Genomic DNA, 24,833 nt, shown 5'->3' on the forward strand with positions numbered 1-24,833 from the left:
CGTTCTCCTTCAAACCTCTACAAACCCGCCCCCGGAATCTGCATCCCGGGCCCGTAGGTTCCCGGCCATGACGGTCGACATCGGTGACTTCACGAACTGGTTGCGCGACTTCGAGGGCGCCGCGCTGCTCCGCCGTACGTGGGGCGACCCCGACTGGAGCCGGGGCGCGCGGCTGGACCCCGCCCTGGTGCGCAGCCTCCAGCGGTTCCAGGTGGGCGAGGACGGCGACGGGGCCTTCCTCACGGGCAAGGCCGCCCGGGCCGGGGACCCGGTGTACGCGGCCGCGGTCCGGCTGTTCGTCGCGGAGGAGCGCGAACACGCCCGTCTGCTGGCCCGGCTGATCGAGGCGGCGGGCGCGGCGACCCTCCCGGGCCACTGGACCGACGCCGTCTTCGTCCGGCTGCGGCGGCTCCTCGGGCTGCGCATGGAGTTGATGGTCCTCATGCTCGCCGAGGTGGTCGCGCTGGCCTACTACCGGGCCGTGCGCGACGGCGCCGATGATCCGCTGGCCGCCGAGGTCGCCGGACGGATCCTCGCCGACGAGCTTCGCCACGTGCCGTTCCACCGCGACCGGCTGCGGTGGTCCTTCCGGAGGTCGTCGCGGCTGACGCGGGCGGCGGCCTCGGCCCTGTGGTGGGCCCTGCTGGCCGGCGTGGTCGCCGTGGTCGTGGCCGACCACGGCGGGGCGCTGCGTGGGGTTGGGGTGCCGGGCACCGTCTTCGTCCGGGAGGTGGCGGCGGGCTTCCGCGCCGTCGTCGCCGGCGTCATGTGGCCGTCCGGGCGGAGCGGCGCCGGAGACAGCGGCGTCGAATACCAAAGCGGCGCCGGACACGGCGGCACCGGACGGGCGGAGGGTGCGGGAACCGCCGCCGTGCGAAGCCGCGGCGATCGGGGGACGGTTGGGTAGGGTGATCGGTATGCGACTCCTCCCCCTCGCCGCCGCCTGCGCCGCCGCCGTCCTGCTCGCCTCGGGCTGCGCGACCGCGGACAAGGCCCAGTCGTGCGCCGAAGCGACGAAGGTGATCAGCCGCACGGTCAGCGAGATCGGCAAGGTCGCCGACGATCCCGCCGCGATGCGCAAGAAGATCGAGGACGGCGCCGCCGACCTGGAGGACATGGCGAACAAGGCCGCCGACACCAGCCTCAGGGACGCCCTGCAGGGGCTGGCCGACAGCCTCCAGAAGCTGAACGTCGACGACGCCAACGCGGCGGTGGACGCGGCGCAGAGGGTGGCGACCGACGGCGCGAAGTACCTCCGCGAGGTCAGCGAGGCCTGCATCTGACCCGGCCGCCGGAGGGCCCGGCCGAGACATCCGGAATTGGGCGCAACCCGGGAAATCTGCCGGAAAAGGGGCAGAATTAGCGTTCTCCTATGAGAGGGAACGAGAACGAGCCAGACCCCCGCTTCGTGCTCGCCAACGAGCGCACGTTCCTCACCTGGATCAGCACCGCTCTCGCACTGAGCGCGGGCGGCATCGCCATGGCGGTCGTGCCCGAAGGCGTCTTCGTCCCATGGGTGCGCACGCTGCTCGCCGTCGTGCTCGTGCTGCTGTCCGCCCTGGCGGCGGGCTCGGCCTATCCCCGCTGGCGGCACATCGACCGCGCGCTACGTGAGGACCGAGCGCTCCCGCCGCCCGCCCTGGCGCCCATGTTCGGGTACGGCGTGGCCGGGGTGGCCCTCCTCGCACTGCTCCTCATCCTCGTGCCGAGGGTGCTCGCGTGACCACCTCCGGGGGCGGCGGCCCCAGGCCGGGCCTGCACGGCGAGCGGACCCGGCTGGCCTGGGTGCGGACGGCGGTCCTGATGTCGGGCTCCGGCATCGGGGCGGCGGGGGCGGCGCTGCGGGACGACCTGCCCGGCCTCGCCGTCCCCTTCGGGGTGGTGGCGCTCGCCGGCGCCGTCCTGCTCCTGCGCACCGGGCTGCGGCACCGCGCCCTGGAACGGGCGCTGCGGCACGGGCGCCCGCTCCGCTCCGGGCTGGACGCCCGCGTCGCCTGGGCCGGGGCGCTCGCCGCCGCGGCCGGAGCACTGGTCCTGGTGCTCCGCCTCGCCTGACGAGACCCCGGCCCGCGCGCCTGTGTTCAGTACCAGTTGTGGGACCGGAAGTGACCCCACGCGCCGCACGGAGAGCCGTAACGGCCCTTGATGTACCGCAGTCCCCACCTGATCTGGGTCTGCGGGTTGAACCGCCAGTCCTGGGCGACGTAGCCCATCTTGTCGCCGGGCAGCGCCTGCGGGATGCCGTAGGCGCCGGAGCCGGAGTTGTAGGCCCGGTGGTCCCAGTTGCTCTCCCTGGTCCAGAGACTGTCCAGGCACTGGAACTCCTGGCCCGACCACGTGCGGCGGGTGACGAGCCGGAAGGCGTAGGCCTTGCTGAGCGCCTTCGCCGGCGCCCGGAACCTGGGTGCCTCGGGCGCCGCCCGCATCGTCCACACCCCGAGGTGCGTGACCTGACGGGCGTTCTGCCCGGCCGGCACCGCCGCCGACCCACCGGCCGAATCATTGGCCGACTCACCGGCCGACTCAGTGGTGGCCGACTCTCCGGCCCATGCGACGCCGCTCACGCCTCCGGTCAGGCTGCCGGTCACGCCACCGGTCAGGGCGGCCGCGACGACGGCGGCGACTGTGCTGCGTAGAACGCTGTTGCTGTCCAAATCGGTCCTTGTCATCGGGTCGCGTGCGGAAGGGGCGCGCGCCGGCGCCCTTCGCGGCCGTACGCCCGTGGCGCGGGCGTCGCCGTCCGCTCGGCCCGCACCGGATCACGAAGAGCTTCCGGGGGGCACCGCGACGGGTCCTCACGCGGATTGAAATACGGCGGCCCGCCCCGGCGGCGGCATTCGCGACACGCCGCGGACGGTTCTTTGCCGATCCGCCGCCCAACGCCGACCGTCCCCGGGGGCGCAGGTTAACCAGGGGCACCGGTCGGCAGGGGTACAGACGGCCACGGGCGCGGGACGACCGGGACGACACGGCGCGCATCAGGGGGCCCTGCGAGGCACGGCGGGGAAGACGGGACGTATGGTGCGGACATGAGCGTTCTCGAGATCCCCGTGAACACGATCGACGGCACGGCCACGACCATCGGCGGCCTGCTCGGCGGGCGGGCCGCGCTGGTGGTCAACGTCGCCTCCAGGTGCGGCCTCACCCCGCAGTACGGCGGCCTGGTCGCCCTCCAGCGGGCCTACGCCGACCGCGACTTCACCGTCGTCGGCGTGCCCTGCAACCAGTTCATGGGCCAGGAGCCCGGCTCGGCGGAGGAGATCGTGGAGTTCTGCTCCACGACGTACGGCGTGGACTTCCCGCTGCTGGAGAAGACCGAGGTCAACGGCCCGGGACGGCACCCCCTCTTCGCCGAGCTCACGGCCGTCCCCGACGCCTCGGGGTCGGCGGGCGACGTGGAGTGGAACTTCGAGAAGTTCCTCGTCTCCGCCGACGGCGAGGTGGTCGCCCGGTTCCGCCCCCGTGTCGCGCCCGAGTCGCCGGAGATCGCCGAGGCGATCGAGAAGGTCGTCTCCTGACGGACCTCAGGAGGACCGGCGCGGCGCGACCCGGGGCCCGCAGCTCGCCCGTACGACGAGCCGCGTGGGCAGCGTGACCGCCGGAGGCCGGCGGCCCTGCCGCAGCACCAGTTCGGCGGCGCGGTACCCGATGTCCTGGGCGGGCTGGGCGATCACCGTCAGCGGCGGGGAGCACAGCTCCGCCCAGGGCACGTCGTCGAACATGATGAGCGACACGTCCCGGGGGATCCGCACGTCCAGTTCCCGGGCGGCCAGCACGGCCGCCTCGCCGAGCACGTTGCCGCCCGCGAGGACCGCCGTGACGTCCGAGTGGTGCTGCAGCAGCCCGGCGGCGGCCGCGTAGGCGGAGTCGCGGCTCGCCCGCGCGTGCACGACCATGTCGCGGTCGACCGGCAGCCCCAGCGACGCCGCCGCGCTCAGGAACGCGGTCACCCGCTGCGACTGCCCGTGCCGGGCGAGGAACGCGATCCTGCGGTGGCCCAGCCCGGCGAGGTACTCGACCGCCGTGAGCACACCCGCCCGGTCGTCGGGCACCACGCTCGGCACGTCGGTCCGCACCCGCCGGTCGGCGAACACGACGTTGAGCCCCGCCCGCAACGCGGGCGCCCACATGTCGCCGTCCCCCGACGGCACCGCGATGAGCCGGTCCATGCTCTGCTCGATCAGCGCGCCGATCAGCTCGGCCTCCCGCTCGGGGTCGTCGCCGGTGACCCCGATCGTCACGGGCTCGCCGTACGAGCGGGCGCACGACAGCACGCCGTCGGCCAGGCGCGCGTAGAAGCTGTCGGTGATGTCGGGGACCAGCAGCCCGACGCCGCCGGTCCGCTGGCGCCGGAGGTTGCGCCCCAGCGCGCTCGGCCGGTAGTCGAGCCTGGCCGCGGCGGCGAACACCTTCTCCCGGGTCTCGGGGCTCGCCGAGCCTCCTGACAGGACGCGTGACACGGTGGCCACCCCGACCCCCGCCGCCTCCGCCACTTCCTTGATCGTTATTCGCCGCTGTGCTGGACCACTCATGGAAACGATTCCACCATGATTCCATCCGGCATGTGACCGAAATCTTGACAATAGGCGGCATTTCACGGGACAGTCATGAAAACGTATCCACTTGCTCTTGACTCGCAAGCGCGAAGGACTGGCATGGCTTCTATCGTTCTGAACAGTGTCGACAAGATCTACGCGGGCGGGGTGAAGGCCGTCAACGGCCTCAACCTGGAGATCAAGGACGGCGAGTTCATGGTGCTGGTCGGCCCGTCGGGATGTGGCAAGTCCACCGCCCTGCGGATGATCGCCGGCCTGGAGGACATCAGCGGCGGCGAGATCGTCATCGGCGACCGCGTGGTGAACCACCTTCCGCCGAAGGACCGCGACATCGCGATGGTCTTCCAGAACTACGCGCTGTACCCCCACATGACGGTCGAGGAGAACCTCGCCTTCGGCCTCAAGCTGCGCAAGATGCCCAAGTCGGAGATCCAGAAGCGGGTCAACGACGCCGCCCGCATGCTCGGCCTGGAGCAGTACCTCAAGCGCAAGCCCGCCGCCCTGTCCGGTGGTCAGCGCCAGCGCGTCGCGATGGGCCGCGCCATCGTCCGCGAGCCCCAGGCCTTCCTGATGGACGAGCCGCTGTCCAACCTCGACGCCAAGCTCCGCGTCTCGATGCGCGCCTCGCTCAACCAGATGCACGAGCGCCTCGGCGTCACCACGGTGTACGTCACCCACGACCAGGTCGAGGCCATGACCCTCGGCGACCGCGTCTGCGTCCTGCGCGACGGCGTGCTCCAGCAGGTCGACACCCCGCAGAACCTGTTCGACGACCCGGTCAACCTGTTCGTCGCCGGCTTCATGGGCTCCCCGGCCATGAACTTCGCCTACGCCGAGCTGGTCCGCGACAACGGCGGCGCGACCGTCGCCTTCGCCGGCTACCGCCTGCCGGTCCCCGACTCGACCTTCGCCGAGAAGCCGGGCCTCGACCGCTACATCGGCCGCAAGATCATCCTCGGCATCCGGCCCTCGGATTTCGAGGACTCCGGCTCCGCGAGCGGCAACGGCGCCGGCTGGGCGCACATCCCGGTCAAGGCGACCGTCACCGAGGAGCTCGGCTCGGAGATCAACGTCCTGTTCACGATCGACGCCCCGCCGGTCGAGCACAAGGACACCGTGGCCGCAGCGAACGACGGCGACGACGAGGAGACGTCGCTGCCGCTCACCGGCGACAAGTCGCTGTGGACCGCCCGCGTCAACGCCCGCAGCCACGTCCGTCCCGGTCAGGACATCGAGCTCGTCGTCGACACCCACAACCTGCACTTCTTCGACGTCGACTCGGGCCTGTCCATCGGCCACGAGGCCAACATCGGCCGCTGAGCCCCCAGGCGCCGGCCTCTCAGGCCCGGCGCACGCCCTGACGCACGTCCCGGAGCACACCTCCGGCCGCGCCCCGCCGTCCGCCCCCGGCCCACCGCCGGGGGCGGACGCCGTAGAGCCCGGCTCCCAGCGCGACCGCCAGCGCGGGAACCAGCATCCCGGCCGTCATCGCCGCCGGGCCGCGTCCCGCGGCGAGCGCGACCGTGAGGCAGGTCAGGCCGAACCCGGCGAACAGCGCGGCGGACGGCCCGAGACGCACCCTCCCTCGCCCCCTGCCGTACGGGAGGAACCCCAGGCAGGCGCCGGACAGGACCGCCGCGGGCACCGCGAGGGCCGGGTCGGCGAGCAGGAGCGCCGCGGCGGCGAGACCCGCCCCGGTGACGGCGGCGACCCCGGCGAGCGCGCCGCCGAGCCGGTCGAGCAGCGCGTGGGCGTTGGTCATCGCGACGATCCACATCACGCTGAGCGGACCGTCCGGCCAGTCGCCCGTCAGCGTGACCTGCACCCCGCACAGCACGACGCCGCCCGCCGCCACCGACTCCACGACCAGGCGGGTGGCGAGGGGCAGTGCGCCCACGTCCGCGATCAGGCCGAGCAGCGCCACCGCCGCGGCGGCCAGCAGGACCGCGCTCACCCGCCGGTCCGGCGGGCCGAGGGCCGCCGCCGTGGCGGCCACCGTGGCGCCCGCCGTCACCGCCGCGAGCGTCATCCCGCCCAGGCAGGGGATCGTACGGCGGACCGGACGCAGGCCCGCGGCGGCGAGCAGGCAGCCGGCGGCCCAGGCGAGCACGGAGGTCAGAAGGGGCGTCACCGGCTGCCCACCTCCGACCGCGCCGCGCCGCGCAGCGTGCGGTAGAGCGCCTCGGTGTCGGCCACCAGCCGGTCCACGCCGAACGCCCGGCAGGTCCACGCGCGGGCCGACTCGCCCATCCGCCGGGTCAGGCCCGGATCCACCAGCAGCCGCACGAGGTGGTCGGCCATCTCGTCCGCGTCGGGCTCGGTGAGGAACCCCGTGCGGCGGTCCACGACGATCTCGGGCACGCTGCCCACCCGCGTGGCCACCACGGGCAGCCCCGCCATGCCGGCCTCCACGAGCGAGAGCGGCGTGCCCTCGCTGTCGGAGGTGAGCAGCATCACGTCCGCCGCCGCGTACACCGTCTCGACGTCGCGCCGCCACCCGAGCAGGCGGAAGGAGTCCCACATCGGCATGACGGCCCGCTCCAGCTCCTCCTTGAGCTCGCCGCCGCCGCACACGAGGAACCGGGTGCCGGGCAGCCGCGCCAGGACCGCCCGGGCGACCTCCGCGAGCCGGTCCGGCCGCTTGGCCTTCTTCAGCCGCCCGACGTACGCCACGACCGGCGCGTCGAGCGGGACCCCCAGCGCGGCCCTCGCCCGCGCGCGGTCGGGAAGCGGGTCGAGACGGGTGCCCGGGGGGATGACCACGTACTGCTCGGGCCGGCCGATCCCGGCGGCGAGGAGGTCGTCGCGCACCCGCGCGCCGACCGTGACGATGCGGTCGGTCATGGACGCGAGGCGGCGCTCGGTGCGGGTGTAGACGGCCCGGCGGAGGCGCGAGAGCTGACCGTCCAGGAGATGACCGTGATAGGTGTGCACGCGCGCCGCGCCGGCGCCCGACAGGCGGGCCGCGAGGCGGCCCAGCGCGCCGGCCTTGGTGGTCCGTGTGTGCACGATGTGCGGCCGGAACTCGCGCATCGCGTTCGCCAGCCCGAACAGGGCGCGGTAGTCGTCGGCCGGTTTGATCGCCCGGCCGAGGCCCGGCACCCGGTGGACCGGGATCGTCGCGTCGCGAAGCTGCAGATGGTCGCCCTCGCCGCCGTCCACGTAGCCGGTGTAGAGCCGGTGGTCGAACTCCACCGGGCTGAGCCGCTCGCACAACCCCGTGACCTGGGTGGCGGGACCGCTCACGTTCATCCGGGCGATTATCTCCATGACACGAATCCGGTCGTCCGGTTTCATGCTGGCTCCTCCCTGATCATGTCGGAGAAGCTAGCCCGCCCGTCCCGTCGCGACCGGACGCCCAGACGCCGCCGGAAGAGACTTTTCCGTATCCGTACCCAAGCCTTACAGCGGTCCGTCCGGCAATCGCGGGGCGGGCGGCACGGCCGCTCCTACAGTCGTCCCCATGGCGGAGAAGCTGGTGGTCGTGGGCCAGGGCCCGGCCGGCCTGCCCCTTGCGACACGCGCCGCGGAGGCCGGGTTCCGCGTGGTCGGCCTCGACGAGGACGAGTGGCGGGTCAAGCGGCTGAACGCGGGGGAGCCCTGCGTGGAGGGCGTCGGCGCGGGCGAGCTCGCCGCCGCGCACGCCTCCGGCCGCTACACGGCCAGCGCCGACGCCGCCGACGCGTCCGGGTTCGACTTCTGCGTGCTCACCGTCGCCGTGCGGATGCGGGACGGCGCGCCCGACCTCGGCCCGCTCGGCACGGCCGCCGGCCGCGTCGCCCCCTTCGTACGCCCGGGGGCGACCGTCGTGGTGGAGACCGCCGCCTACCCCGGCACCACCGAGGAGTTCGTCGGGCCGATCCTGGAACGCGGGTCGGGGTTGCGGACGGGGGAGGACTTCCACCTCGGCCACAGCCCGCGCCGCGCCGAGCCCGGCGACCCCCGCTGGCGGATCGGCAACACGCCGAAGGTCGTGTCGGGCGTCGGCCCGGCCTCGCTGCGGGCCGTGACCTACCTCTACGGGCGGCTGGTGCGGGAGACCGTGCCGGTGTCGTCGCCCCGCGTGGCCGAGCTGTGCGCGCTGCTGGAAGGCGCCCGCGCGCATCTGGACGCCGCCCTGGCCAACGAGCTGGCGATCTTCGCCGGGCAGCTCGGCGTCGACGTGTGGGAGGCCGCCGAGGCCGCCGCCGGCACCCCGTACGGCCGGCCCGGCGCGCGGCCGGGCCCGGGCCTGCCGGACTCGTGCCTGCCGGTCGACGTGTCGTACGTGCCGTGGGCGGTCAGGCACCGGGCCGGGCGCGGCTTCCGGCTGATCGAGGCGGCCAACGACGTCAACGCGAACATGCCGGCGTACGTGGTGGACCGGATCGGCCTCGCGCTCAACCGGCGCTGCCGCGCGGTCCGGGGCAGCCGGATCCTGCTGCTCGGCCTGACGCCCGTGGAGGTGGCGAAGTCGCTGTGCCGGCTGGGCGCCCGGGTGCGGGCCGCCGACCCCCGGGCCGCCGACTCCCGCGCCGGCGACCTGCTGGTGCCCGCGGGCGTCGAGGTCGTCGAGCCGGACGCCGCCGAACTGGCGCGCGCGGACGTGGTCGTGGTGCTCGGCGCGCCCGACTGCTACGACTACGACCTGGTCCAGCGGGCGAGCCGGTTCGTCTTCGACACCCGGGGCCGCTGCCGCGGCCCGAACGTCGAGCGGCTCTGAGTCACCGGTAGCGGACCCGCGCTATCCGGCCGAGCAGGTTGACCGGCAGCAGCCGGAGGAGCGCGACGACCGCCTTGTAGCGGGCCGACGGCACGCTCACCCACGCCCCCCGGGCGAGGTCGCGCATCGCGTCGGCGGCGACGCGGTCGGCCGACAGCCACGCGAAGGGCGGCAGATGGGACATGTCGAGCTGGGCCCGGCCGTGGAACTCCGTCCGCACGAACCCCGGGCACAGCGCCATCACCCGCACGCCGCGGCGGCCGACCAGGCCGGCCGCCGAGGTGCTGTAGTTCACCACCCACGACTTCGACGCGCCGTAGGTGCCTCCGGGGAGGAACGCCGCGACCGAGGCCACGTTGACGACCCCGCCGCGGCCCTTGGAGATCATGTACGGCAGGGCCGCCTGCGTCAGCCGCAGCACCGCCTCGCAGTGCAGCCGCAGCATCCGGACCTCGTCGTCGATCGGGGTGTCGAGGAAGCCGCCGGGATGCCCGAACCCGGCGTTGTTGACCAGCAGGTCCACCCCCGAGCGCAGCCGCTCCTCGGCGGACGCGATCCCCTCCTCGGTGGCCAGGTCGGCGCGCAGCGTCTCGGCCGTCACGCCGTACCGCTTGTGCAGCGCCTCGGCGGAGGCGGTCAGGCGCTCCTCGTCGCGGGCCACCAGGACCAGGGAGAACCCGTCGGCTGCCAGGCGCCGGGCGAAGGCGGCGCCGATCCCGGCGGTCGCGCCGGTGATGAGTGCGGTGGGCATGACGGCAGCGTACCCATCCCGCCGCCGCGCCGGGTCACGCGCGGGCGGTGCGGCAGATCAGCTTCTCCACCTGGGCGCTGAGCCGGGCCGCGCGGGGCCACCCGGCGTACAGGGTCAGGAACACGACGGTCTCGCGCAGTTCGGCCGGGGTCAGCTCGCCGGACCGCAGAGCGGTGTCGAGGTGGCGCTCCAGCGCGTCGTCCAAGCCCTGGCCCACGAGGAGGCCCACCAGCAGCAGGCGGCGTTCCCGGCACGTGAGGACCTCGCGGGACCACACCTCCGAGAACATGCGTTCCGCGAGCGCGCCGAAGAGGCCGTCCGGCCCTTGGCCGACGCCGTCCTCTCCGTGGGCCTGCTCCATGGCGTCCGGTCCCTCCGCGGTGAATCTGGCGTCATGCACTCAGGTTGTCGTGTTCCGGCCGCCGAGGTGTTACACCTTCCGCCGAAGAGATCTCGTTTCCGGACGGCCGTCCGATGGGCCGAGCGCCGCTTCCGGCCGCGCTCCGGTGGGTATCGCCATCCGTGACGCGCCGCCCTGCCGGCGGGCGGGTACGGAGCCGCGCAACCTCCATGTAACAGGAGGAGTACGGATCCGGGCAAGATTCGGTCTAGTTTTCCGAGGCGTCGCGGATCTACCGTGAGAAGAACGATTTGAGAACGGGCACTACTACCTCGTAGACCCGCAAAGCGGAGGTTGGGCCCTGGTGGAAAGACCGCGGGTAAGGACCGGGGTGGTGGGAACGGTCGCAGGGGCGGCGATGGCCGCCTCCGTGCTGTCCGGCTGTGCCGGCCCCCAGTACACGTACGTACACGACGACACGGGCGACACCTACTTCAAGGTCCCCGTCTCGTGGCGTCAGGTCGACCAGAAGACGATCGACGAACAGATCTTCGGCGGCACGGAGTCGGCCACCGCGCAGCTCGCGAAACAGGCCCTCTGGACGGCCGCGTTCGACGCCCACGACCAGCCGTCGATCCTGCACCTCGTCCGGGGCCCGGCGAGCGGCGAGGACAAACCCTTCGTGTTCGCCAAGGTGGAGAAGCTCACCGAGGACAAGCAGAACGCCGCGTCGCTCAACCTGCTGCGCGTGTCCCCGCCGATGCCGGTGCCGCTGACGGAGGACCAGCAGAAGGAGCTGGAGACGGAGGGCCTGTCCGGCTTCGAACTTCTGGACGACGAGGTGCTGCCCATAGTGGACGGGGTCAAGGGGGTCCACACCGTCTACAACTACCGGGTGGCGGAGGGGCCGGTGCAGACGTTCGACAAGACCGCCTACCTGTCCGCCGACGGGACGACGACCTCAACCCTTCTCATCCGCTGCTCGCCCGCGTGCTACCGCCAGCGGGCGGCGGAGATCGCCGCGATCGTCAAGTCCTTCAAGGTCAAGCGCATCATCAATCCGTGAAGGAGCCCCTCATATGAGCACGGCCCTCCCACCGAAGCACCACGAGGGGCTTCGCGAACCGGGGTCGGGTCCCGAGGACCGCGACCCGCGCACCCGGAAACGACTGCCGCTGTGGGACAGGAGCAAGTTCCTGATCCTGCTCGCCGTCGCGTTCGGCGTGCTGCTCTGGAACGAGATCGCCACGTACGAGGGCATCATCTCCCTTTCCGACGCCTTCCTGCTGACCGTGCGGAACGCGTCCTGGATCCTGTGGCTGGCGGGCCTCGAAGTGGTCCGGCAGATCCACTTCCTGATCAGTGAGCGTTCGGCCGGATACCACCGGTTCTGGACGCGCGGCGTCTTCGGCGGCTGGAACCGCTGGACGCACCGCAGGTTCAACGACTGGAACCGCTACCGCATCGCACGGGCGATCAAGTGGGTCGTCTGGATCGTGGTCATCGCGCTGGTGCTCGCCAAGGTGCAGCAGACCTCGCCGCTGCAGGCGCTGTTCAACGTGCCGGCCACGGTGTGGGGCTTCCTCCCCATGGTCCTGCAGATCATGCTGCTGATGGTGCTCGCCGTCGGGCAGTTCGTCGCGATCTTCTGGTTCCTGTCCCGCGGCGGCGTGGACGTCTACTACCCGGACGACATCAAGACGCGGTTCTCCGACGTGTGGGGCCAGGACCACGTGGTCGAGCGGGTCAAGGAGAACATCGTCTTCCTGGAGAAGCCGGACGAGATCGAGGCCAGGGGCGGCTACGTGCCGAGCGGCATCCTGCTGTGGGGCCCGCCCGGCACCGGCAAGACCCTGATGGCCGAGGCGGTCGCCGGCTCCACCGGCAAGCCGTACGTCTTCGTGGACCCCGGCGCGTTCATCAACATGTTCTTCGGCGTCGGCGTGCTGAAGGTCAAGTCGCTGTTCCGCAAGCTGCGCAAGCTGGCCCTGCGGTACGGCGGCGTCATCGTCTTCTTCGACGAGGCCGACTCGCTCGGCAACCGCGGCGCGCTCGCCCAGGGCGGGCCGGGCGGCTGGGGGCGCTCGGTCCCCGCGCCGTTCGAGGACGCCGGCTGCCACGGCTTCGCCTACCTCGACCCGCACACCCGCACCGTGCTCGGCCGCCACGCCGCGGGCCCGGCCGCCGAGGCCGCGCCCGCGCGGATGCCGCGCACCGGCGCCTTCGTCAACCGCCTGATGTACGGCGGCGGCATGGGCGGCGGTGGCGGGATGGGCACCCTGGAGGCGCTGCTCACCGAGATCTCCGGCCTGAAGAAGCCGCGCGGCTTCGTCAACCGGTACGTGCGCCGGCTGCTCGGCATGCGGCCCAAGCCGCCGCCGAAGTACCGCATCCTCATCATGATGGCGACCAACCTGCCCGAGGCGCTGGACGAGGCGCTGCTGCGCCCCGGCCGCATCGACCGCATCTACAAGGTCGGCTACCCCTCCAAGGCGGGCCGGATCCGCACGTACCGCGGTTACTTCGACAAGGTCAGCCACCAGCTCACCGACGAGCAGATCGACAAGCTCGCCACGATCACCCCGTACGCCACCGGCGCGACGATCAAGGACCTGGTCAACGAGTCGCTGATCACCGCGATCCGGGACGGCCGGGAGAACATCACCTGGTCGGACGTGATGCGGGCCAAGCGGCTCAAGCAGCTCGGGCCGCCGGAGGACGTCGAGTACATCGAGCGCGAGCGGCACGCCGTGGCCGTGCACGAGGCCTGCCACGCGGTCGCCGCCTACCGCACGCGCCGCCACCTGGAGATCGACCTGGCGACGATCGAGAAGGGCGCCGACTACCTCGGCATGGTGGCCAGCATCAAGCCGGAGGACCAGTTCACCCGGTGGAAGTCGGAGTACGAGTCCGACATCATGGTGTCCCTCGCCTCGCTGGCAGGGGAACGCATGTTCTTCGGAGAGGACAACTCCTCCGGCGTCTCCGGCGACCTGCAGTCCGCCACCGCCATCACCGGCCTGATGGAGGCCCACTGGGGCATGGGCATCGGGGTCGCCTCGCTGCCCGCGCTGCAGGAGCTCGGCCTGCGCGAGGGCAAGGCGGCCCAGCCGCAGCCCGGCACCGGCACTCCGGCGGGCCGGCGCGACGAGCTGCTGCCCGACATGCTCCCCGAGCGGATCGAGTTCAACCTCAGCCGGCTTCTGGAGAAGACGGCCGAGCTGCTGCGGGAGAACCGCCGCGAGGTGCTGTCGGTCGCGCACGCGCTGGAGCAGCACAAGACGCTCAACGGCGACGACGTGGTCGCGGTCATCGAGAACAGGCCGGGGCCGCTGATCGACGGCACCGTCTACGCCTCCGACGAGTTCTACGAGGAGATCGAGAGCTATCACACGGCCGCGGTGGAGGCTCATCGCGGCCACAGCGAGGTCCCGCTCGAGCTGCCGCTGCCGAGGATGCGGACGCTGGAGGCGTCCGTCGTGGTGCCCTCCTCCGGCGGGCCCTCCTCAGGTGTGGCCGCCTCCGGCGGGGTCGCGCCGGTGCTCGCCACGCAGCCGAACGGCCTGGCGGGCGGCAACGGGCACCTGCCCCAGCCGTTGCAGCCGCCCCAGCCGGACTTCGTGCCGTGGAACGGCGCGCCGCCTCCGATGACCGCGACGCCGTTGCCGGGTCAGACGCCGCCCGGGGCGGCGTCCGCGCCGCGGCGCCGGTCGTACGGCGCGCTGTGGGCGGTGCTCGGCCTCGTCGTCGCGGTGGTGCTGTTCGTGCTGCTCGGCGCGCTGCTGTTCGCCTCGCCGCAGGGCGCGCGGGGCACCGCTGTCGTCGGCGGCGTCCCGGCGGGCACGGCGGTGCTGCTGACGGTCGCGCTCGTCGCGGTGGTCGGCGGCATCGCGGTGGCGATCCTGCTCGTCCGCACGCAGCAGGCGGGGCGGCGCCGGGCCGAGGAGGCCAGGGACCGGGCCGCCGAACGGGCCCAGCTTCTCGCGGCGGCCATGGACCCGGAGGTCGCCATGCGGCTGCTCGGCTACGACGGCAGGCGGGGCCCAGAGGCCTGACCCCGACCTTCCCGTACGGCGATCCCCGGTGGGCGTCCACCGGGGATCGCCGTCTTCGTATGGTTCAGTTGCTTAATTAAGTTTCTGATATATTTTGCGGCGTGCCCGACTTCCCCGAGCTGAGCGTGGCGGAGCTGACCCACGTCCTCGAAGACTTCACGCGCATGCACATCCGCCTGCCCGCGGAGCGGCGGCTGAGCTTCACCACGCTGTCCGTGCTGCACACGCTGGCGGGCGGCGGCCCGAAGCGGCTCACCGACCTGGCCGCGGGCGAGCAGGTCACGCAGTCGGCGATCACGCAGATGGTGACCAAGCTGGAGCGCGAGGGCCTGGTGGAGCGCCGCCCGGACCCGTCGGACGGCCGTGCCGTCCTCGTGCGGGTCACGGCGGCCGGCGCCGCGATCGTGGACGGGCGGCGGAGCGAGCGCATGGCCCGGCTCGCGGACCTCGCCGCCCGGCTCGGGCCCGGGGAGAGGGCCGCCATCGCGGCGGCGCTCCCGGCCCTGGCCCGGATGGTCGAGCTGCACGAGGGGGCCGTGCCAGCTGACCCCCCTTCGACGGCTGGAGGAAACGATGACGAGCCATGAGACCGCCGAGACCGGCGATGTCACCGGGACCCGCGGCGCCGGTAACCGGCGGTTCCCGCTGGAGCCGCGGCCGATCCACGTGCCCGGCGACGTGCTCGACGACCTGCGCCGCCGCCTGGAGCTGACCCGCCTGCCGGACGACGTGGGCAACGACGACTGGCGTTACGGCGTGAACGGCGCCTACCTGCGGGAGCTCGTCGCCTACTGGCGCGACGGGTACGACTGGCGGGCGGCCGAGGCGGCGATCAACGCCTACGAACATTACCAGGTGGAGATCGACGGCGTGCCGGTCCACTTCATGCGGCGGCCCGGCGCCGGGCCCGCCCCGACGCCGCTGATCCTCACCCATGGCTGGCCCTGGACGTTCTGGCACTGGTCCAAGGTGATCGACCCCCTGGCCGACCCCGGCGCGTACGGCGGCGACCCGGCCGAGGCGTTCGACGTGATCGTGCCGTCGCTGCCCGGCTTCGGGTTCTCCACCCCGCTGCCCGGCCACCCGGACATGAACTTCTGGAAGATCGCCGACATCTGGCACGTCCTCATGACCCGCGTCCTCGGTCACGAGAGGTACGCGGCGGCCGGATGCGACGTCGGCGCCCTGGTCACCGGCCAGCTCGGGCACAAGTACGCCGATGAACTGCTGGGCGTCCACATCGGCTCCGGGCAGAAGCTCACGCTGTTCTCGGGCGACCGGGCCTGGGACCTCAGCGGCGGCCGGCCCATCCCCGAGGGCCTGCCCGCCGACGTCCACGCCCGGGTCGTCGCCCTGGAGAAGCGCTTCGCCGTCCATCTCGCCGCGCACGTGCTCGCCCCGAGCACCCTCGCCGCCGGCCTCTCGGACTCGCCCGCCGGGATGCTCGCCTGGATCCTGGAGCGCTGGGTGACCTGGAGCGACAACGGCGGCGACGTCGAGACCGTCTTCAGCAAGGACGACCTGCTGACCCACGCGATGATCTTCTGGGTGACGAACTCGATCGGCACCTCGATCCGCACTTACGCCAACAACAACCGCTATCCGTGGACCCCCTCCCACGACCGCTGGCCGGTCGTCGAGGCGCCCACCGGCATCACCTTCGTCGGGCACGAGAACCCGCCGGGCGTCCGCACCGACCAGCGGGTGGAGCACTTCCTCGGCAGCGACAGGGCCGCCTGGTACAACCTCGTGAACCTCGCCGCCCACGACCGCGGCGGCCACTTCATCCCGTGGGAGATCCCCGGCGAGTGGGTCGACGACCTGCGGCGAACCTTCCGCGGGCGGCGGTAGGACGCGGGGTCAGAGCCGGAAGCCCAGGTCGGGGATGATCTCGGCGACGTCCATCTGGGCCTTCTGCAGCCGGCCCGAGTAGTCCCAGTTCATCGCCTGCCAGCGGGTGAACTGGTCGAGCACCCACATGCCGCTCTGCCGGCTGCCGTTGCCCGACTTGCCGTTCCCGCCGAACGGCAGGTGCGCCTCCGCCCCGGACGTCGAGTTGTTGACGCTGACCATCCCGGCCGACACGCCCTCACGGAAGCGGAACACGGCCTTCGGGTCGGAGGTGTAGACGGACGACGACAGGCCGTACCCCGGGCGGTTGGCGAGGTCGATCGCCTCGTCCAGGGTGGAGAAGGTGGTCACGCCCACGATCGGGCCGAACGTCTCCTCCAGGAACAGCCGGTCGTCCGGGCGGACGCCGTCCACGATCACCGGGTGGTAGTACAGGCCCTCGCCGTCGATGCGGCCCACCGGGCCGGGCAGCACGGTGTGGTGCGGCCGGATCCAGCCCAGGTACTCCTCGTACCGCTCGGCGAACCTCTGGTCGAGCAGCGGGCCGTACAGCACGTCGCCGTTCGGGTCGCCGATCTTCGCGCCCCGCACGGCGTCGGCGAACCTGCGCAGGAACGCGTCGTGCACGTCCTCGTGGACGATGACCGTCCCGAGGGAGGTGCACCGCTGACCGGCCGTGCCGAACCCGGAGAACAACGCGCCCTCCGCGGCGAGGTCGAGGTCGGCGTCCGGCAGCACGACCATCGGGTTCTTGCCGCCGAGTTCCAGGCAGGGCGCTTGCAGGTGCCGTCCGCACAGTTCGCCGACGAGGCGGCCGACCGCGCTGGAGCCGGTGAACCCGACCTTCTGCACCGTGCCCTCGCCGAGCGCGCGGTCGAGCCCCGCGTAGGTCTGCTCCCCGTCGGCGAACACGATGTTGAGCACGCCGCCGGGCAGCCCGGCCGCGGCGAACAGCCGATAGAGCGCGTGCGCGGACGCCGCGGCGTACTCGGCGGGCTTCCAGACCACCGCGTTGCCGCACAGCAGGGTCGGCACCAGATACCAGGAGGGCACCGCGACGGGGAAGTTGCCCGCCGTGACGACCGCCGCGACCCCGACCGGCACGCGGAAGGTGAACAGGCTCTTGTCCGGCATCTCCGACGGGATCGTCTGCCCGTAGAGGCGGCGGCCCTCGCCGAGGAAGAAGTCGCAGGTGTCCACGATCTCGCGGACCTCGCCGAGCGCCTCGGCGTACGGCTTGCCGATCTCCTCGGTCACCAGGCGGGCCAGCGCCTCGGTGTTGGCCTCGACGAGGCGGCCGATCGAGGCGATCACCCGTCCGCGCACCGGAGCCGGGACGCGCGCCCACTCCCGCTGGGCGGCCGACGCGGCGCGGCAGGCGTCCGCGAAGCCCGCCGCGTCCGTGAGCGACACGTCCGCCACGGTCTGCGAGGGCCGCGCCGGGTTGACGGACGCGTACGGCGTGCCCGAAGTGAGCTCGTCACCACCGACGACGGAAACGATCTGCCGGGCCACTGCCACCTCCGCGATTGTTCCTGGTCTCAGGCCTCGGTTACACAGTATTTCCATCTCCGGCGCCCGTCAGGCCTTCCTGGTGGGCGACCGCGGCGGCCTGGGTGCGGCTGGAGACGCCGAGCTTGGCCAGGATGTTCGAGACGTGCACGCTGACCGTCTTCTGGGAGATGAACAGCCGCTCGCCGATCTCGCGGTTGGCCAGGCCGTCCGCGACGTGCGCCAGCACCTCCCGCTCGCGCGCGGTGAGCCCGGCCAGCCGCCCCGGCTCCCGGTCGGCCGAGAGCCCGCCGGGCCGCCCGGACGCGCCGCCGCCCGCCGTGCTCCCGCCTGCCGTGCTCACGCTGTGCGCCGTGCTCGCGCCACCGGCTTGGACGTCGGTCGCGGGGGCTGCCGCGGTCGGGTCCCGGAAACCGGCGCGCGCCCCGGACTCCCGCAGCGCGGCCAGCAGCGGGCCGGCTCCCAGCGCCGCGGCGACGGTCACCGCCCGCTCCCACTCGGCGTGGGCCGCCGTGCGGTCACCCGTCCGCAGCAGGCTCTCGGCCAGCCGGCGGCGCGACCGCGCCTCCTCGTAGACGAAGCCGAAGCCGAAGGCCTCGGTGGCGCGCCGCCACACCTCCGGGTCCGCCGTGCCGTGGGCGCGGTGCCACTCGGCCTCCGCCCGGGCCAGCCAGGCGAGACCCTCCGGGCCCATCCGGGCCCGCGGGCCGTTGGGCCCGTTGGCCGCCGCGTGCCTGGCCCGTCGCAGCAGGTCGTCGCAGTGCTCGCCGGTCCGGCCGAGATCGGCGAGCGCCCACAGGCCGGTCGCCGCGATCCGGATCAGGCCGGGGTCGAACGGTTCGAGCGTCGCGAGGATCGCGTCGACGTGTTCGAGCGCGGTCTCCGGGTCGCCGTGCCACAGGGCGTGCTCGGCGGCCATCCCGCGCGCCATGTAGCTCACCAGCTCGTCGGACCAGAACCGGGACAGCCACCGCAGCCTCTCCTCGGCCCCCGCGCGTCCCCGGCCCACCTCGACGAAGAGGGCGAACGACGACAGCTGGGCCTCCGCGCGGGTGCCGACCCGCACGCCGAAGGCGGCGGCCAGCCGCTCGGCCGCGTCCCAGTCGCCGTCCGCGTAGTGGATGAGGTAGTGCAGGAAGCGCAGATCGGTGCCGAAGGCGCTCCAGGTCAGCCCGGTCTCGGCGGCCAGCCGTACGCCGGACTCGGCGATGCGGGCGGCGTCCGCGAGATGGCCGTGCTCGTAGTGGATGCGCGCGTGGTTGAACCGTGCCCGCAGGTCGATGGACAGGTCGCCCGAGGGGCGGCGGGTGGCGCGCGTGAGCAGGTCGACGGCGCGCTCGACGTCGTCGGAGGACTCCTCCGACAGCGCCAGCACGACCAGGGCGCTGGCCTCGGCGTCGCGGGCGCCCGTCTCCTGCGCGACCTCCAGCGCCCTGGCCGCCGTCGTGGTCGCCTCCTCGATCCGGTAGCTCCACCACAGCGTGCGCGCGTACGTGGCCAGGGCTCTGGCCAGCAGCGGGCTGTGCGGCGCGAGGTCGACCGCCTCCCGGGCCGCCGCGGTCGCCTCGTCCCGGTCGTCGTCCGCGTCGGCCAGGTAGTAGGCGAGCCGCTCGCCGATCTCGGCCACGAGGACGGGATCGTCCGCCTCCCGGCGCAGCCGCCGCAACTGACCCGACGCCCTGTGGGAGTCACCGGCGGCCGCGGCCGCGGCGGCGCTCGCCAGCGCGATCCGCGGCCGGCTCTCCCCGGTTGGGCGCCCGGAGGCCGGCACCTGGTCCCACAGCTCCAGCGCCCGGTCGAGATGCCGGTGCGCCTCCGCCGGCGCCCCCAGCTTGGAGGCCAGCCGCCCGGCCTCCACCGAGGCCCGCAGCGCCCCCGGGGTGTCGTGGGCGGCGAGGTGATGATGGGCCAGTTCGGCGGGGGAGCCGCCGCGCTCCGCGAGCAGCGCGGCGAACGTGGCGTGCAGGCGGGTCCGCTCGCCCGGCAGCAGGTCGTCGTACACCGCCTCCTGGAGGAGCGCGTGCCGAAACGCGTATCCGTCGCTGCCCGCCGTGAGCAGCCGCCGCGAGACGATCTCACGCAGCGCGTCCTCCAGCGGCAGGTCCCCCAGCCCGGCGGCCTCGCGCAGCAGGTCGTGGCCGACCCGCCGCCCGGCCACCGCGGCGATCCGCAGCACCTGACGGGCCGTGTCCGAGAGGGCCTCCACCCGCGCGAGCATCAGGTCGGCGAGGGTGCCCGGCAGCCGGCTGTGATCGGCGCTGGCGGCCAGCAGCTCCTCGGCGAAGAACGGGTTGCCCCCGGCCCGCTCGATCAGGGCGCCAAAGCCGTGTTCCCGTTCCGCGCCCGCGGGGCCGTCGCCGTACCGGTCGAGGCTGGCGAGGTACGCCGCCATGTCGTCGTCGCCCAGCGGCGGCAGCTCGACGGCGGTGACCAGTGGCAGGCGCCGCAGCTCGGCCAGGACCGGGCGCAGCGGGTGGCGGCGGTGCAGATCGTCGGTGCGGTAGGTGCCGACGAGGCAGACCCGCTCCCGCTGCAGCATCCGGGTGAGGAAGACGAGCAGGTCACGGGTCGAGCGGTCGGCCCAGTGCAGGTCCTCGAAGACGAACAGCACGGGATGGCGCCCGGCCACCTCCGACAGCATGTCGAGGACCGACCCGAACAGACGCTGCTGGGCGAGGCCGCCGGTGGCCGTCTCCTCGGCGAGGCCCGCGTCGTCGCCGGGCAGCAGCCGCCGCAGGGCGGGGCGGGCGGTGACGGCCGGGCCGACCGGCCCCCCGGGTTCGGCGGCGGCGGTGCGCAGCGCGTCGGCCAGCGGGAGGTAGGGCAGGGCGTCGCCGAGCTCGGCGCACTGCCCGGCCAGCGTCACGAACCCCCGCCGCTGCGCGAGGTCGCACAACTCGGTCACGATCCGCGTCTTGCCGATCCCCGCGTCGCCGCCCACCAGGGCGACGCCCGCGAGCCCGGCCGCGGCGCCGTCGAGCACGCCCAGAAGCTGATCGAGCTCGGAGGAACGCCCGATCAGCACCCTTTGCGGCGTACGCGTGACCACGTTCGCGAGTATGGCACGGTGCCCCGACAGAACCGTGACGACGGCGTCGGCCCCCACCCGGTGACCGAACCCTTCCTCTCACGGCCCGATTCGTACACGCTGTCCTACACGCGGGGGCCGCGGCACCCGCGTCACCGGAACCCATCGACTCGTGAAGGCACACATTGATGCGACTCGTTCGTGGCCACCTCTCCGACGACACCGGCGTCCCCGGTCCCGCCCGCTGGGCCGTGCGCGACGAGGAGGGCGACCGGCTGCTGCCGGAGGACTTCTCGCTCGGGGAGGCGCTCTCGTCCGGCCTCGACCACTTCCGCCGGTCCCTCGCGGCGGCGTCCGGCCCGGCCGTGACACTGGCACTCGCCGCGCCCGTGGACCGGTGGACGGAGGTATGGGCCGCGGGCGTCACCTACCGGAGATCGCGGGAGGCGCGTAAGGAGGAGAGCCACGAGCCCGACATCTACGAGCGGGTGTACGACGCCCCCCGCCCCGAGCTGTTCTTCAAGTCGCTCGGCTGGCGGGTCCGGGGGCACGGGCAGGCCATCGCCGTACGGCCCGACTCGTCCTGGGACGTCCCGGAGCCGGAACTGGCCGTGGTGGTCTGCGCCAGCGGGGAGATCGCCGGATACACCGTCTGCGACGACGTGAGCTCCCGCTCCATCGAGGGCGAGAACCCGCTGTATCTTCCGCAGGCGAAGATGTACCTCGGCGCCACCGCGCTGGGCCCGGGAATCCGTCCCGCCTGGGAGGTTCCCGACCCCTACGACCTCGGCATCCGGCTCGGCATCTCGCGCGGCTCCCGCGAGATCTGGGCGGGCTCGGCGAGCACCCGCCGGCTGCACCGGCGGATCGACGACCTCGTCGAACACCTCATGCGCGCCGACCGCTATCCGTACGGGGTGATCCTGACGACCGGCACCTGCCTCGTGCCGGAGTCGGACTTCACGCTGACGCCCGGCGACGAGGTGACCATCGAGATCGACGGCCTCGGCCGTCTGGTCACCCCGGTGAGCGCGGTCGACGGCATCGACCTGTGGCGGGACCTGCCCGGCCGGTGACCTCCCCGGCCGGGTCCGCCCGGTGCGGGCCCGCGCGGAGCGTCAGTGGCCCGTGGCGCCGTCGATCCGCTCGCGGAGCAGGTCGGCGTGCCCGTTGTGGCGCGCGTACTCCGCGATCATGTCGACCAGGATGCGGCGCAGCGAGATCGGCTGGCCGGTGGCCCGCTTGACACCGGTCTCGTCCAGCGACCGGGCCGCGGCGACGATCTCCCGGGAGCGCTCGCACTCCGCACGCCACACGGCGAACGCCTCGTCGACGTCCCCGCCCAGATCCTCGAAGTCCTGGTCGGGGTCGTCGTCCGAGTAGTAAAGGAGCGGGACGTCCTCACCGGCGAACTGGATGCGGAACCACCACCGCTCGACGCCGGCGAGGTGCCGGAGGATGCCGTGGAGGCTCAGCACGGACGGCGGCACTCCCTGGTCGGACAGCCGTTCCTTCGGCACGCCGGAGCACTTGAGCGCGAACGTCTCGCGGTGCCAGTCCAGGGAGGCGGTGAGGATCTCTCGCTCGTCGCCGACGAGGACGGGAGCGGACCGGGAGTCGCCGTCCCACTTCTTCGAGTAGTTCGCCTCGGGGATCTCGTTCACGCTCCGACCCTGTCAGACGGCACCGACAGTTCCCGGGACCGCGGCCGGAGCGGCGTTCGGCCTCTCCCGAGGCGATCCGGGCCTCGGCCGCGGGACGGATAGGACGAGGGACGGACACGGCGCGGCGGGGCGCTCGCGGTTATGGTCGTGGCGTGCCTGACGCGATCTTCGCTCATCCGCGCCTCGCGGCCGTCTACGACGCCTTCGGCGGCGCCCGCGACGACCTGGCGGCCTACCTCGGCATCGCCGACGAGCTGGGCGCGGGCCGCGTGCTCGACATCGGATGCGGCACGGGGTGCCTGGCGGTCCTGCTCGCGGACAGCGGCCGTACGGTCGTCGGGGTCGATCCGGCCGAGGCGTCGCTTGGGGTGGCGAGATCGAAGGACCCGGCCGGAAGGATCACCTGGGTCCACGGCGACGCGACGTCGCTGCCCGCTCTCGGCTTCGACCTCGCGGTGATGACCGGAAACGTGGCGCAGGTCTTCCTGCCCGACGACGACTGGACCCGGACCCTGCGGGGAGTCCGGTCCGCGCTGCGCCCGGATGGCCACCTCGTGTTCGAGACGAGGCGTCCCGAACACCGGGCATGGGAGGAGTGGGCCGCCGACTCCGCTCCGGTCACCCTGGAAGTCGCGGGGATCGGACCGGTGCTGCGCCGTCATGAGGTGACCGCGGTCAGCCTGCCGCTGGTCTCCTTCCGATACACCTTCGAGTTCCTCGCGGACGGCACGGTCGTCACCTCCGACTCCACGCTGCGGTTCCGGGACCGCGACGAGGTGGAGACGAGCCTGCTCGGCAACGGCTACCAGGTGATGGACGTGCGGGAGGCCCCCGACCGTCCGGGCCGCGAGTTCGTGTTCCTCGCGCGGCGCACGCCCTGAGGCCACCGGGACGGGCCGCGCCACGGCCTCCGTTCCCCTCCGGCGCCACCGCTGAAACAGCAGGACCGGTGCCGTTCGCGGCGTGCCGGGCGAGGGCCGGACGCCCGTCCCGAGGTGAAGGCGTTTTTGTCGGCGGCGCTGGCTAGTCTGCGGCGCGTGACGCGAGGACGGAGCCGGGACCAGGCGATCGAGGCGCCTTCCGGCCGCACCGGTGCCGGTGACAGTGCCGGGGAAGCGGCCGGGCGGGCGGCCGTCAGGCGCGGGCAGGCCGAGCAGCGGGAGGGCAGGGTCGCCGCGGGGCTGTCGGAGCTGGAGCGGTGGCTGGCCGACCAGATCGGGCAGGGGATCGCGCAGGCGCGCCAGACGGGCCCGGCCGGCTGGGACGACCTCGCCAGACGGCTGGTCGACGCTCAGGCGCCGGGTGTGGCGGGCATCGTCACCCGGCTGCCCCGGGTGCTCGGCGCCGACGACTGGCCGGGTCTCCTTCTCGGGGAGTACGCGCTGCTTCATCTGCTGGCCGTCGCCCACCGCCGCGCCGACGCGCTGCCCGGGCCGCTGCGGCAGACCGTACGGACCCGGGTCGGCTTTCCCGTCACGAGGGAGTCGGTGCTGGCCGGCCCGGTGGTGCGGGACCACTGGGACGTCGTCGGCTGCCGGGACGAGGAGCAGGAGCGGCTGGTCGCCCGGCGCGTGTGGCTGGCGGGCCGCGCGACGGGCCGCCCGGCGATGGTGCTGTCGTTCTCGCCGGTCGGGCAGCCGCTGGAGTCTTTCCCGCCGCCGGGCACGACGATCGACGCCGACCTCGCCTTCTACCCGGGCGCGTCGCCGCTGCGCGCCCTGGTGGCCGTGCGGCACGGCGACGTCGAGGCGGGCCCGCCACCGGGGACGAAGATCTCGCGGGTCCCCGGGCTGATCGCGGAGGTGCTCGCGGCCGATCCCTGGACCGACTCCTGGCCGCTGGTGCTCGCCGGGGTCGTCCCCTGCCCGGATGGCCTCGCCGACGGTGCAGGCGCCGATGGTGCTGGAGTCGACAGTGAAGGGCCCTGCGGTGCGGGGCTCGACGGTGCGGGGGCCGACGGTGCGGGGGCCGACGGTGCAGGGGTCGTCAGTGAGGGGCCCGACCGTGCGGGGGCCGACGGTGCCGGGATCGACAGCGAGGGGCCAAGCGGTGCGGGAGCGGTGCTGGCGCCGCACCTGCCGTTGCACCCTGCCGCGGGCGTCCCGTGGCGGCTGCTGGCCGTCTCCGGCGGGCGGCCGGTGACGGTCGCCGCCGAGTGGACGCCACGCGGGCTGCTCCCGCTGACGGTCTGGGACGAGGAGGGTGAGGTGGTGCGCCTATGACGCCGGTTCCGAGCGTGGCCGCGCCGTTGCCGGCGGGGCCCACCTTCAGGATGGCGACGCCTGCCCGGCGGAGCGGGCGACCGGCCGCCTCTCCCGGCCGCTCGCCCCGCTTCCCGAGCGGAGCGACCGGCCTCGGCGCACGCCCATCGGTG

23 protein-coding genes are annotated in these 24,833 nt (G+C 73.3%); 14 read left to right on the forward strand and 9 right to left on the reverse strand.

The window, feature by feature from the left end:
- Positions 1–67 precede the first annotated feature (67 nt).
- From FED44_RS06235 to FED44_RS06250, 4 genes are all read left to right on the forward strand, one after another.
- Positions 68–907, forward strand: coding sequence for a ferritin-like domain-containing protein (locus FED44_RS06235; RefSeq protein WP_208758858.1), 840 nt, complete (start codon positions 68–70; stop codon positions 905–907).
- A 10-nt stretch (positions 908–917) separates the two neighbouring features.
- A complete protein-coding gene (locus FED44_RS06240; RefSeq protein WP_117409523.1) occupies positions 918–1,283 on the forward strand; it encodes a hypothetical protein in 366 nt (121 codons plus the stop codon).
- Positions 1,284–1,372: 89 nt separating this feature from the next.
- Positions 1,373–1,723, forward strand: coding sequence for a YidH family protein (locus FED44_RS06245; RefSeq protein WP_117409482.1), 351 nt, complete (start codon positions 1,373–1,375; stop codon positions 1,721–1,723).
- Positions 1,720–2,055 (forward strand): DUF202 domain-containing protein, encoded by a 336-nt coding sequence (locus tag FED44_RS06250; RefSeq protein WP_138460041.1) that lies wholly within the window; start codon positions 1,720–1,722, stop codon positions 2,053–2,055. The genes FED44_RS06245 and FED44_RS06250 overlap by 4 nt, the downstream gene beginning before the upstream one ends.
- 26 nt (positions 2,056–2,081) lie before the next feature.
- Here the strand turns inward: FED44_RS06250 and FED44_RS36265 are convergent, their stop codons facing one another.
- Complete coding sequence (locus FED44_RS36265) at positions 2,082–2,654, reverse strand: aggregation-promoting factor C-terminal-like domain-containing protein (protein ID WP_187406044.1); 573 nt, start codon at positions 2,652–2,654, stop codon at positions 2,082–2,084.
- A 375-nt stretch (positions 2,655–3,029) separates the two neighbouring features.
- Here FED44_RS36265 and FED44_RS06260 point away from each other — a divergent pair, with 375 nt between their 5' ends.
- Positions 3,030–3,518 (forward strand): glutathione peroxidase, encoded by a 489-nt coding sequence (locus FED44_RS06260; RefSeq protein WP_117409481.1) that lies wholly within the window; start codon positions 3,030–3,032, stop codon positions 3,516–3,518.
- Between the two features lie 6 nt (positions 3,519–3,524).
- On the opposite strand, the gene FED44_RS06265 is transcribed toward FED44_RS06260, so the two are convergent.
- Entirely contained in the window at positions 3,525–4,532 is a 1,008-nt protein-coding gene (locus FED44_RS06265; protein WP_117409480.1) for a LacI family DNA-binding transcriptional regulator, read from the reverse strand.
- Positions 4,533–4,655: 123 nt separating this feature from the next.
- Here FED44_RS06265 and FED44_RS06270 point away from each other — a divergent pair, with 123 nt between their 5' ends.
- Complete coding sequence (locus tag FED44_RS06270) at positions 4,656–5,876, forward strand: ABC transporter ATP-binding protein (RefSeq protein WP_138460042.1); 1,221 nt, start codon at positions 4,656–4,658, stop codon at positions 5,874–5,876.
- Between the two features lie 19 nt (positions 5,877–5,895).
- Here the strand turns inward: FED44_RS06270 and FED44_RS06275 are convergent, their stop codons facing one another.
- Positions 5,896–6,687 carry an MraY family glycosyltransferase gene (locus tag FED44_RS06275; RefSeq protein ID WP_138460043.1) on the reverse strand — a complete coding sequence of 264 codons (792 nt, stop codon included), beginning with the start codon at positions 6,685–6,687 and terminating at the stop codon, positions 5,896–5,898.
- Positions 6,684–7,853 carry a glycosyltransferase gene (locus FED44_RS06280; RefSeq protein WP_117409477.1) on the reverse strand — a complete coding sequence of 390 codons (1,170 nt, stop codon included), beginning with the start codon at positions 7,851–7,853 and terminating at the stop codon, positions 6,684–6,686. The genes FED44_RS06275 and FED44_RS06280 overlap by 4 nt, the downstream gene beginning before the upstream one ends.
- Positions 7,854–8,019: 166 nt before the next feature.
- Here FED44_RS06280 and FED44_RS06285 point away from each other — a divergent pair, with 166 nt between their 5' ends.
- Positions 8,020–9,258 carry a nucleotide sugar dehydrogenase gene (locus FED44_RS06285; protein ID WP_138460044.1) on the forward strand — a complete coding sequence of 413 codons (1,239 nt, stop codon included), beginning with the start codon at positions 8,020–8,022 and terminating at the stop codon, positions 9,256–9,258.
- Position 9,259: 1 nt separating this feature from the next.
- Here FED44_RS06285 and FED44_RS06290 read toward each other — a convergent pair whose 3' ends face one another.
- Positions 9,260–10,009 (reverse strand): SDR family NAD(P)-dependent oxidoreductase, encoded by a 750-nt coding sequence (locus FED44_RS06290; protein ID WP_117409475.1) that lies wholly within the window; start codon positions 10,007–10,009, stop codon positions 9,260–9,262.
- Positions 10,010–10,043: 34 nt separating this feature from the next.
- Positions 10,044–10,409 carry a carboxymuconolactone decarboxylase family protein gene (locus tag FED44_RS06295; RefSeq protein ID WP_244301752.1) on the reverse strand — a complete coding sequence of 122 codons (366 nt, stop codon included), beginning with the start codon at positions 10,407–10,409 and terminating at the stop codon, positions 10,044–10,046.
- A gap of 334 nt (positions 10,410–10,743) precedes the next feature.
- Here FED44_RS06295 and FED44_RS06300 point away from each other — a divergent pair, with 334 nt between their 5' ends.
- The 4 genes from FED44_RS06300 to FED44_RS06315 all read left to right on the forward strand — a co-directional run bounded on the left by FED44_RS06300 (position 10,744) and on the right by FED44_RS06315 (position 16,255).
- The gene (locus FED44_RS06300; protein ID WP_133306131.1) at positions 10,744–11,415 is read left to right on the forward strand and encodes a hypothetical protein; all 672 of its coding nucleotides are present in this window, start codon (positions 10,744–10,746) and stop codon (positions 11,413–11,415) included.
- Between the two features lie 13 nt (positions 11,416–11,428).
- Positions 11,429–14,404 (forward strand): AAA family ATPase, encoded by a 2,976-nt coding sequence (locus tag FED44_RS06305; RefSeq protein ID WP_138460045.1) that lies wholly within the window; start codon positions 11,429–11,431, stop codon positions 14,402–14,404.
- 101 nt (positions 14,405–14,505) lie between these two features.
- Positions 14,506–14,991: a MarR family winged helix-turn-helix transcriptional regulator gene (locus tag FED44_RS06310; RefSeq protein ID WP_244301753.1), complete on the forward strand. Its 486-nt coding sequence runs from the start codon at positions 14,506–14,508 to the stop codon at positions 14,989–14,991.
- Positions 14,978–16,255 (forward strand): epoxide hydrolase family protein, encoded by a 1,278-nt coding sequence (locus tag FED44_RS06315; RefSeq protein ID WP_138460046.1) that lies wholly within the window; start codon positions 14,978–14,980, stop codon positions 16,253–16,255. Before FED44_RS06310 ends, FED44_RS06315 begins: the two co-directional genes overlap by 14 nt.
- A 9-nt stretch (positions 16,256–16,264) precedes the next feature.
- On the opposite strand, the gene FED44_RS06320 is transcribed toward FED44_RS06315, so the two are convergent.
- Positions 16,265–17,776 (reverse strand): aldehyde dehydrogenase family protein, encoded by a 1,512-nt coding sequence (locus tag FED44_RS06320; protein ID WP_244301754.1) that lies wholly within the window; start codon positions 17,774–17,776, stop codon positions 16,265–16,267.
- A 31-nt stretch (positions 17,777–17,807) separates the two neighbouring features.
- Positions 17,808–20,816 carry a helix-turn-helix transcriptional regulator gene (locus FED44_RS38025; RefSeq protein WP_138460047.1) on the reverse strand — a complete coding sequence of 1,003 codons (3,009 nt, stop codon included), beginning with the start codon at positions 20,814–20,816 and terminating at the stop codon, positions 17,808–17,810.
- Between the two features lie 167 nt (positions 20,817–20,983).
- Between FED44_RS38025 and FED44_RS06330 the strand changes: the two genes are divergently transcribed.
- Positions 20,984–21,871 carry a fumarylacetoacetate hydrolase family protein gene (locus tag FED44_RS06330; RefSeq protein ID WP_138460048.1) on the forward strand — a complete coding sequence of 296 codons (888 nt, stop codon included), beginning with the start codon at positions 20,984–20,986 and terminating at the stop codon, positions 21,869–21,871.
- A 42-nt stretch (positions 21,872–21,913) separates the two neighbouring features.
- Here FED44_RS06330 and FED44_RS06335 read toward each other — a convergent pair whose 3' ends face one another.
- Positions 21,914–22,459 carry a DinB family protein gene (locus FED44_RS06335; RefSeq protein ID WP_138460049.1) on the reverse strand — a complete coding sequence of 182 codons (546 nt, stop codon included), beginning with the start codon at positions 22,457–22,459 and terminating at the stop codon, positions 21,914–21,916.
- A 152-nt stretch (positions 22,460–22,611) separates the two neighbouring features.
- Between FED44_RS06335 and FED44_RS06340 the strand changes: the two genes are divergently transcribed.
- Together FED44_RS06340 and FED44_RS36270 are read left to right on the forward strand one after the other, a co-directional pair.
- Complete coding sequence (locus FED44_RS06340) at positions 22,612–23,340, forward strand: class I SAM-dependent methyltransferase (RefSeq protein ID WP_138460050.1); 729 nt, start codon at positions 22,612–22,614, stop codon at positions 23,338–23,340.
- Positions 23,341–23,496: 156 nt separating this feature from the next.
- Positions 23,497–24,681: an SWIM zinc finger family protein gene (locus FED44_RS36270; protein WP_208758891.1), complete on the forward strand. Its 1,185-nt coding sequence runs from the start codon at positions 23,497–23,499 to the stop codon at positions 24,679–24,681.
- The last annotated feature ends 152 nt before the right edge of the window (positions 24,682–24,833 follow it).

The organism is Microbispora triticiradicis, from assembly GCF_005864065.1.
Taxonomy (GTDB): domain Bacteria; phylum Actinomycetota; class Actinomycetes; order Streptosporangiales; family Streptosporangiaceae; genus Microbispora; species Microbispora triticiradicis.

Coding starts and splice junctions, on each gene's coding strand:
- FED44_RS06235 (WP_208758858.1), top strand. CDS start 68: ATGACGGTCGACATCGGTGACTTCACGAACTGGTTGCGCGACTTCGAG.
- FED44_RS06240 (WP_117409523.1), top strand. CDS start 918: ATGCGACTCCTCCCCCTCGCCGCCGCCTGCGCCGCCGCCGTCCTGCTC.
- FED44_RS06245 (WP_117409482.1), top strand. CDS start 1,373: ATGAGAGGGAACGAGAACGAGCCAGACCCCCGCTTCGTGCTCGCCAAC.
- FED44_RS06260 (WP_117409481.1), top strand. CDS start 3,030: ATGAGCGTTCTCGAGATCCCCGTGAACACGATCGACGGCACGGCCACG.
- FED44_RS06265 (WP_117409480.1), bottom strand. CDS start 4,532: ATGAGTGGTCCAGCACAGCGGCGAATAACGATCAAGGAAGTGGCGGAG.
- FED44_RS06270 (WP_138460042.1), top strand. CDS start 4,656: ATGGCTTCTATCGTTCTGAACAGTGTCGACAAGATCTACGCGGGCGGG.
- FED44_RS06280 (WP_117409477.1), bottom strand. CDS start 7,853: ATGAAACCGGACGACCGGATTCGTGTCATGGAGATAATCGCCCGGATG.
- FED44_RS06285 (WP_138460044.1), top strand. CDS start 8,020: ATGGCGGAGAAGCTGGTGGTCGTGGGCCAGGGCCCGGCCGGCCTGCCC.
- FED44_RS06290 (WP_117409475.1), bottom strand. CDS start 10,009: ATGCCCACCGCACTCATCACCGGCGCGACCGCCGGGATCGGCGCCGCC.
- FED44_RS06305 (WP_138460045.1), top strand. CDS start 11,429: ATGAGCACGGCCCTCCCACCGAAGCACCACGAGGGGCTTCGCGAACCG.
- FED44_RS06315 (WP_138460046.1), top strand. CDS start 14,978: ATGACGAGCCATGAGACCGCCGAGACCGGCGATGTCACCGGGACCCGC.
- FED44_RS06330 (WP_138460048.1), top strand. CDS start 20,984: ATGCGACTCGTTCGTGGCCACCTCTCCGACGACACCGGCGTCCCCGGT.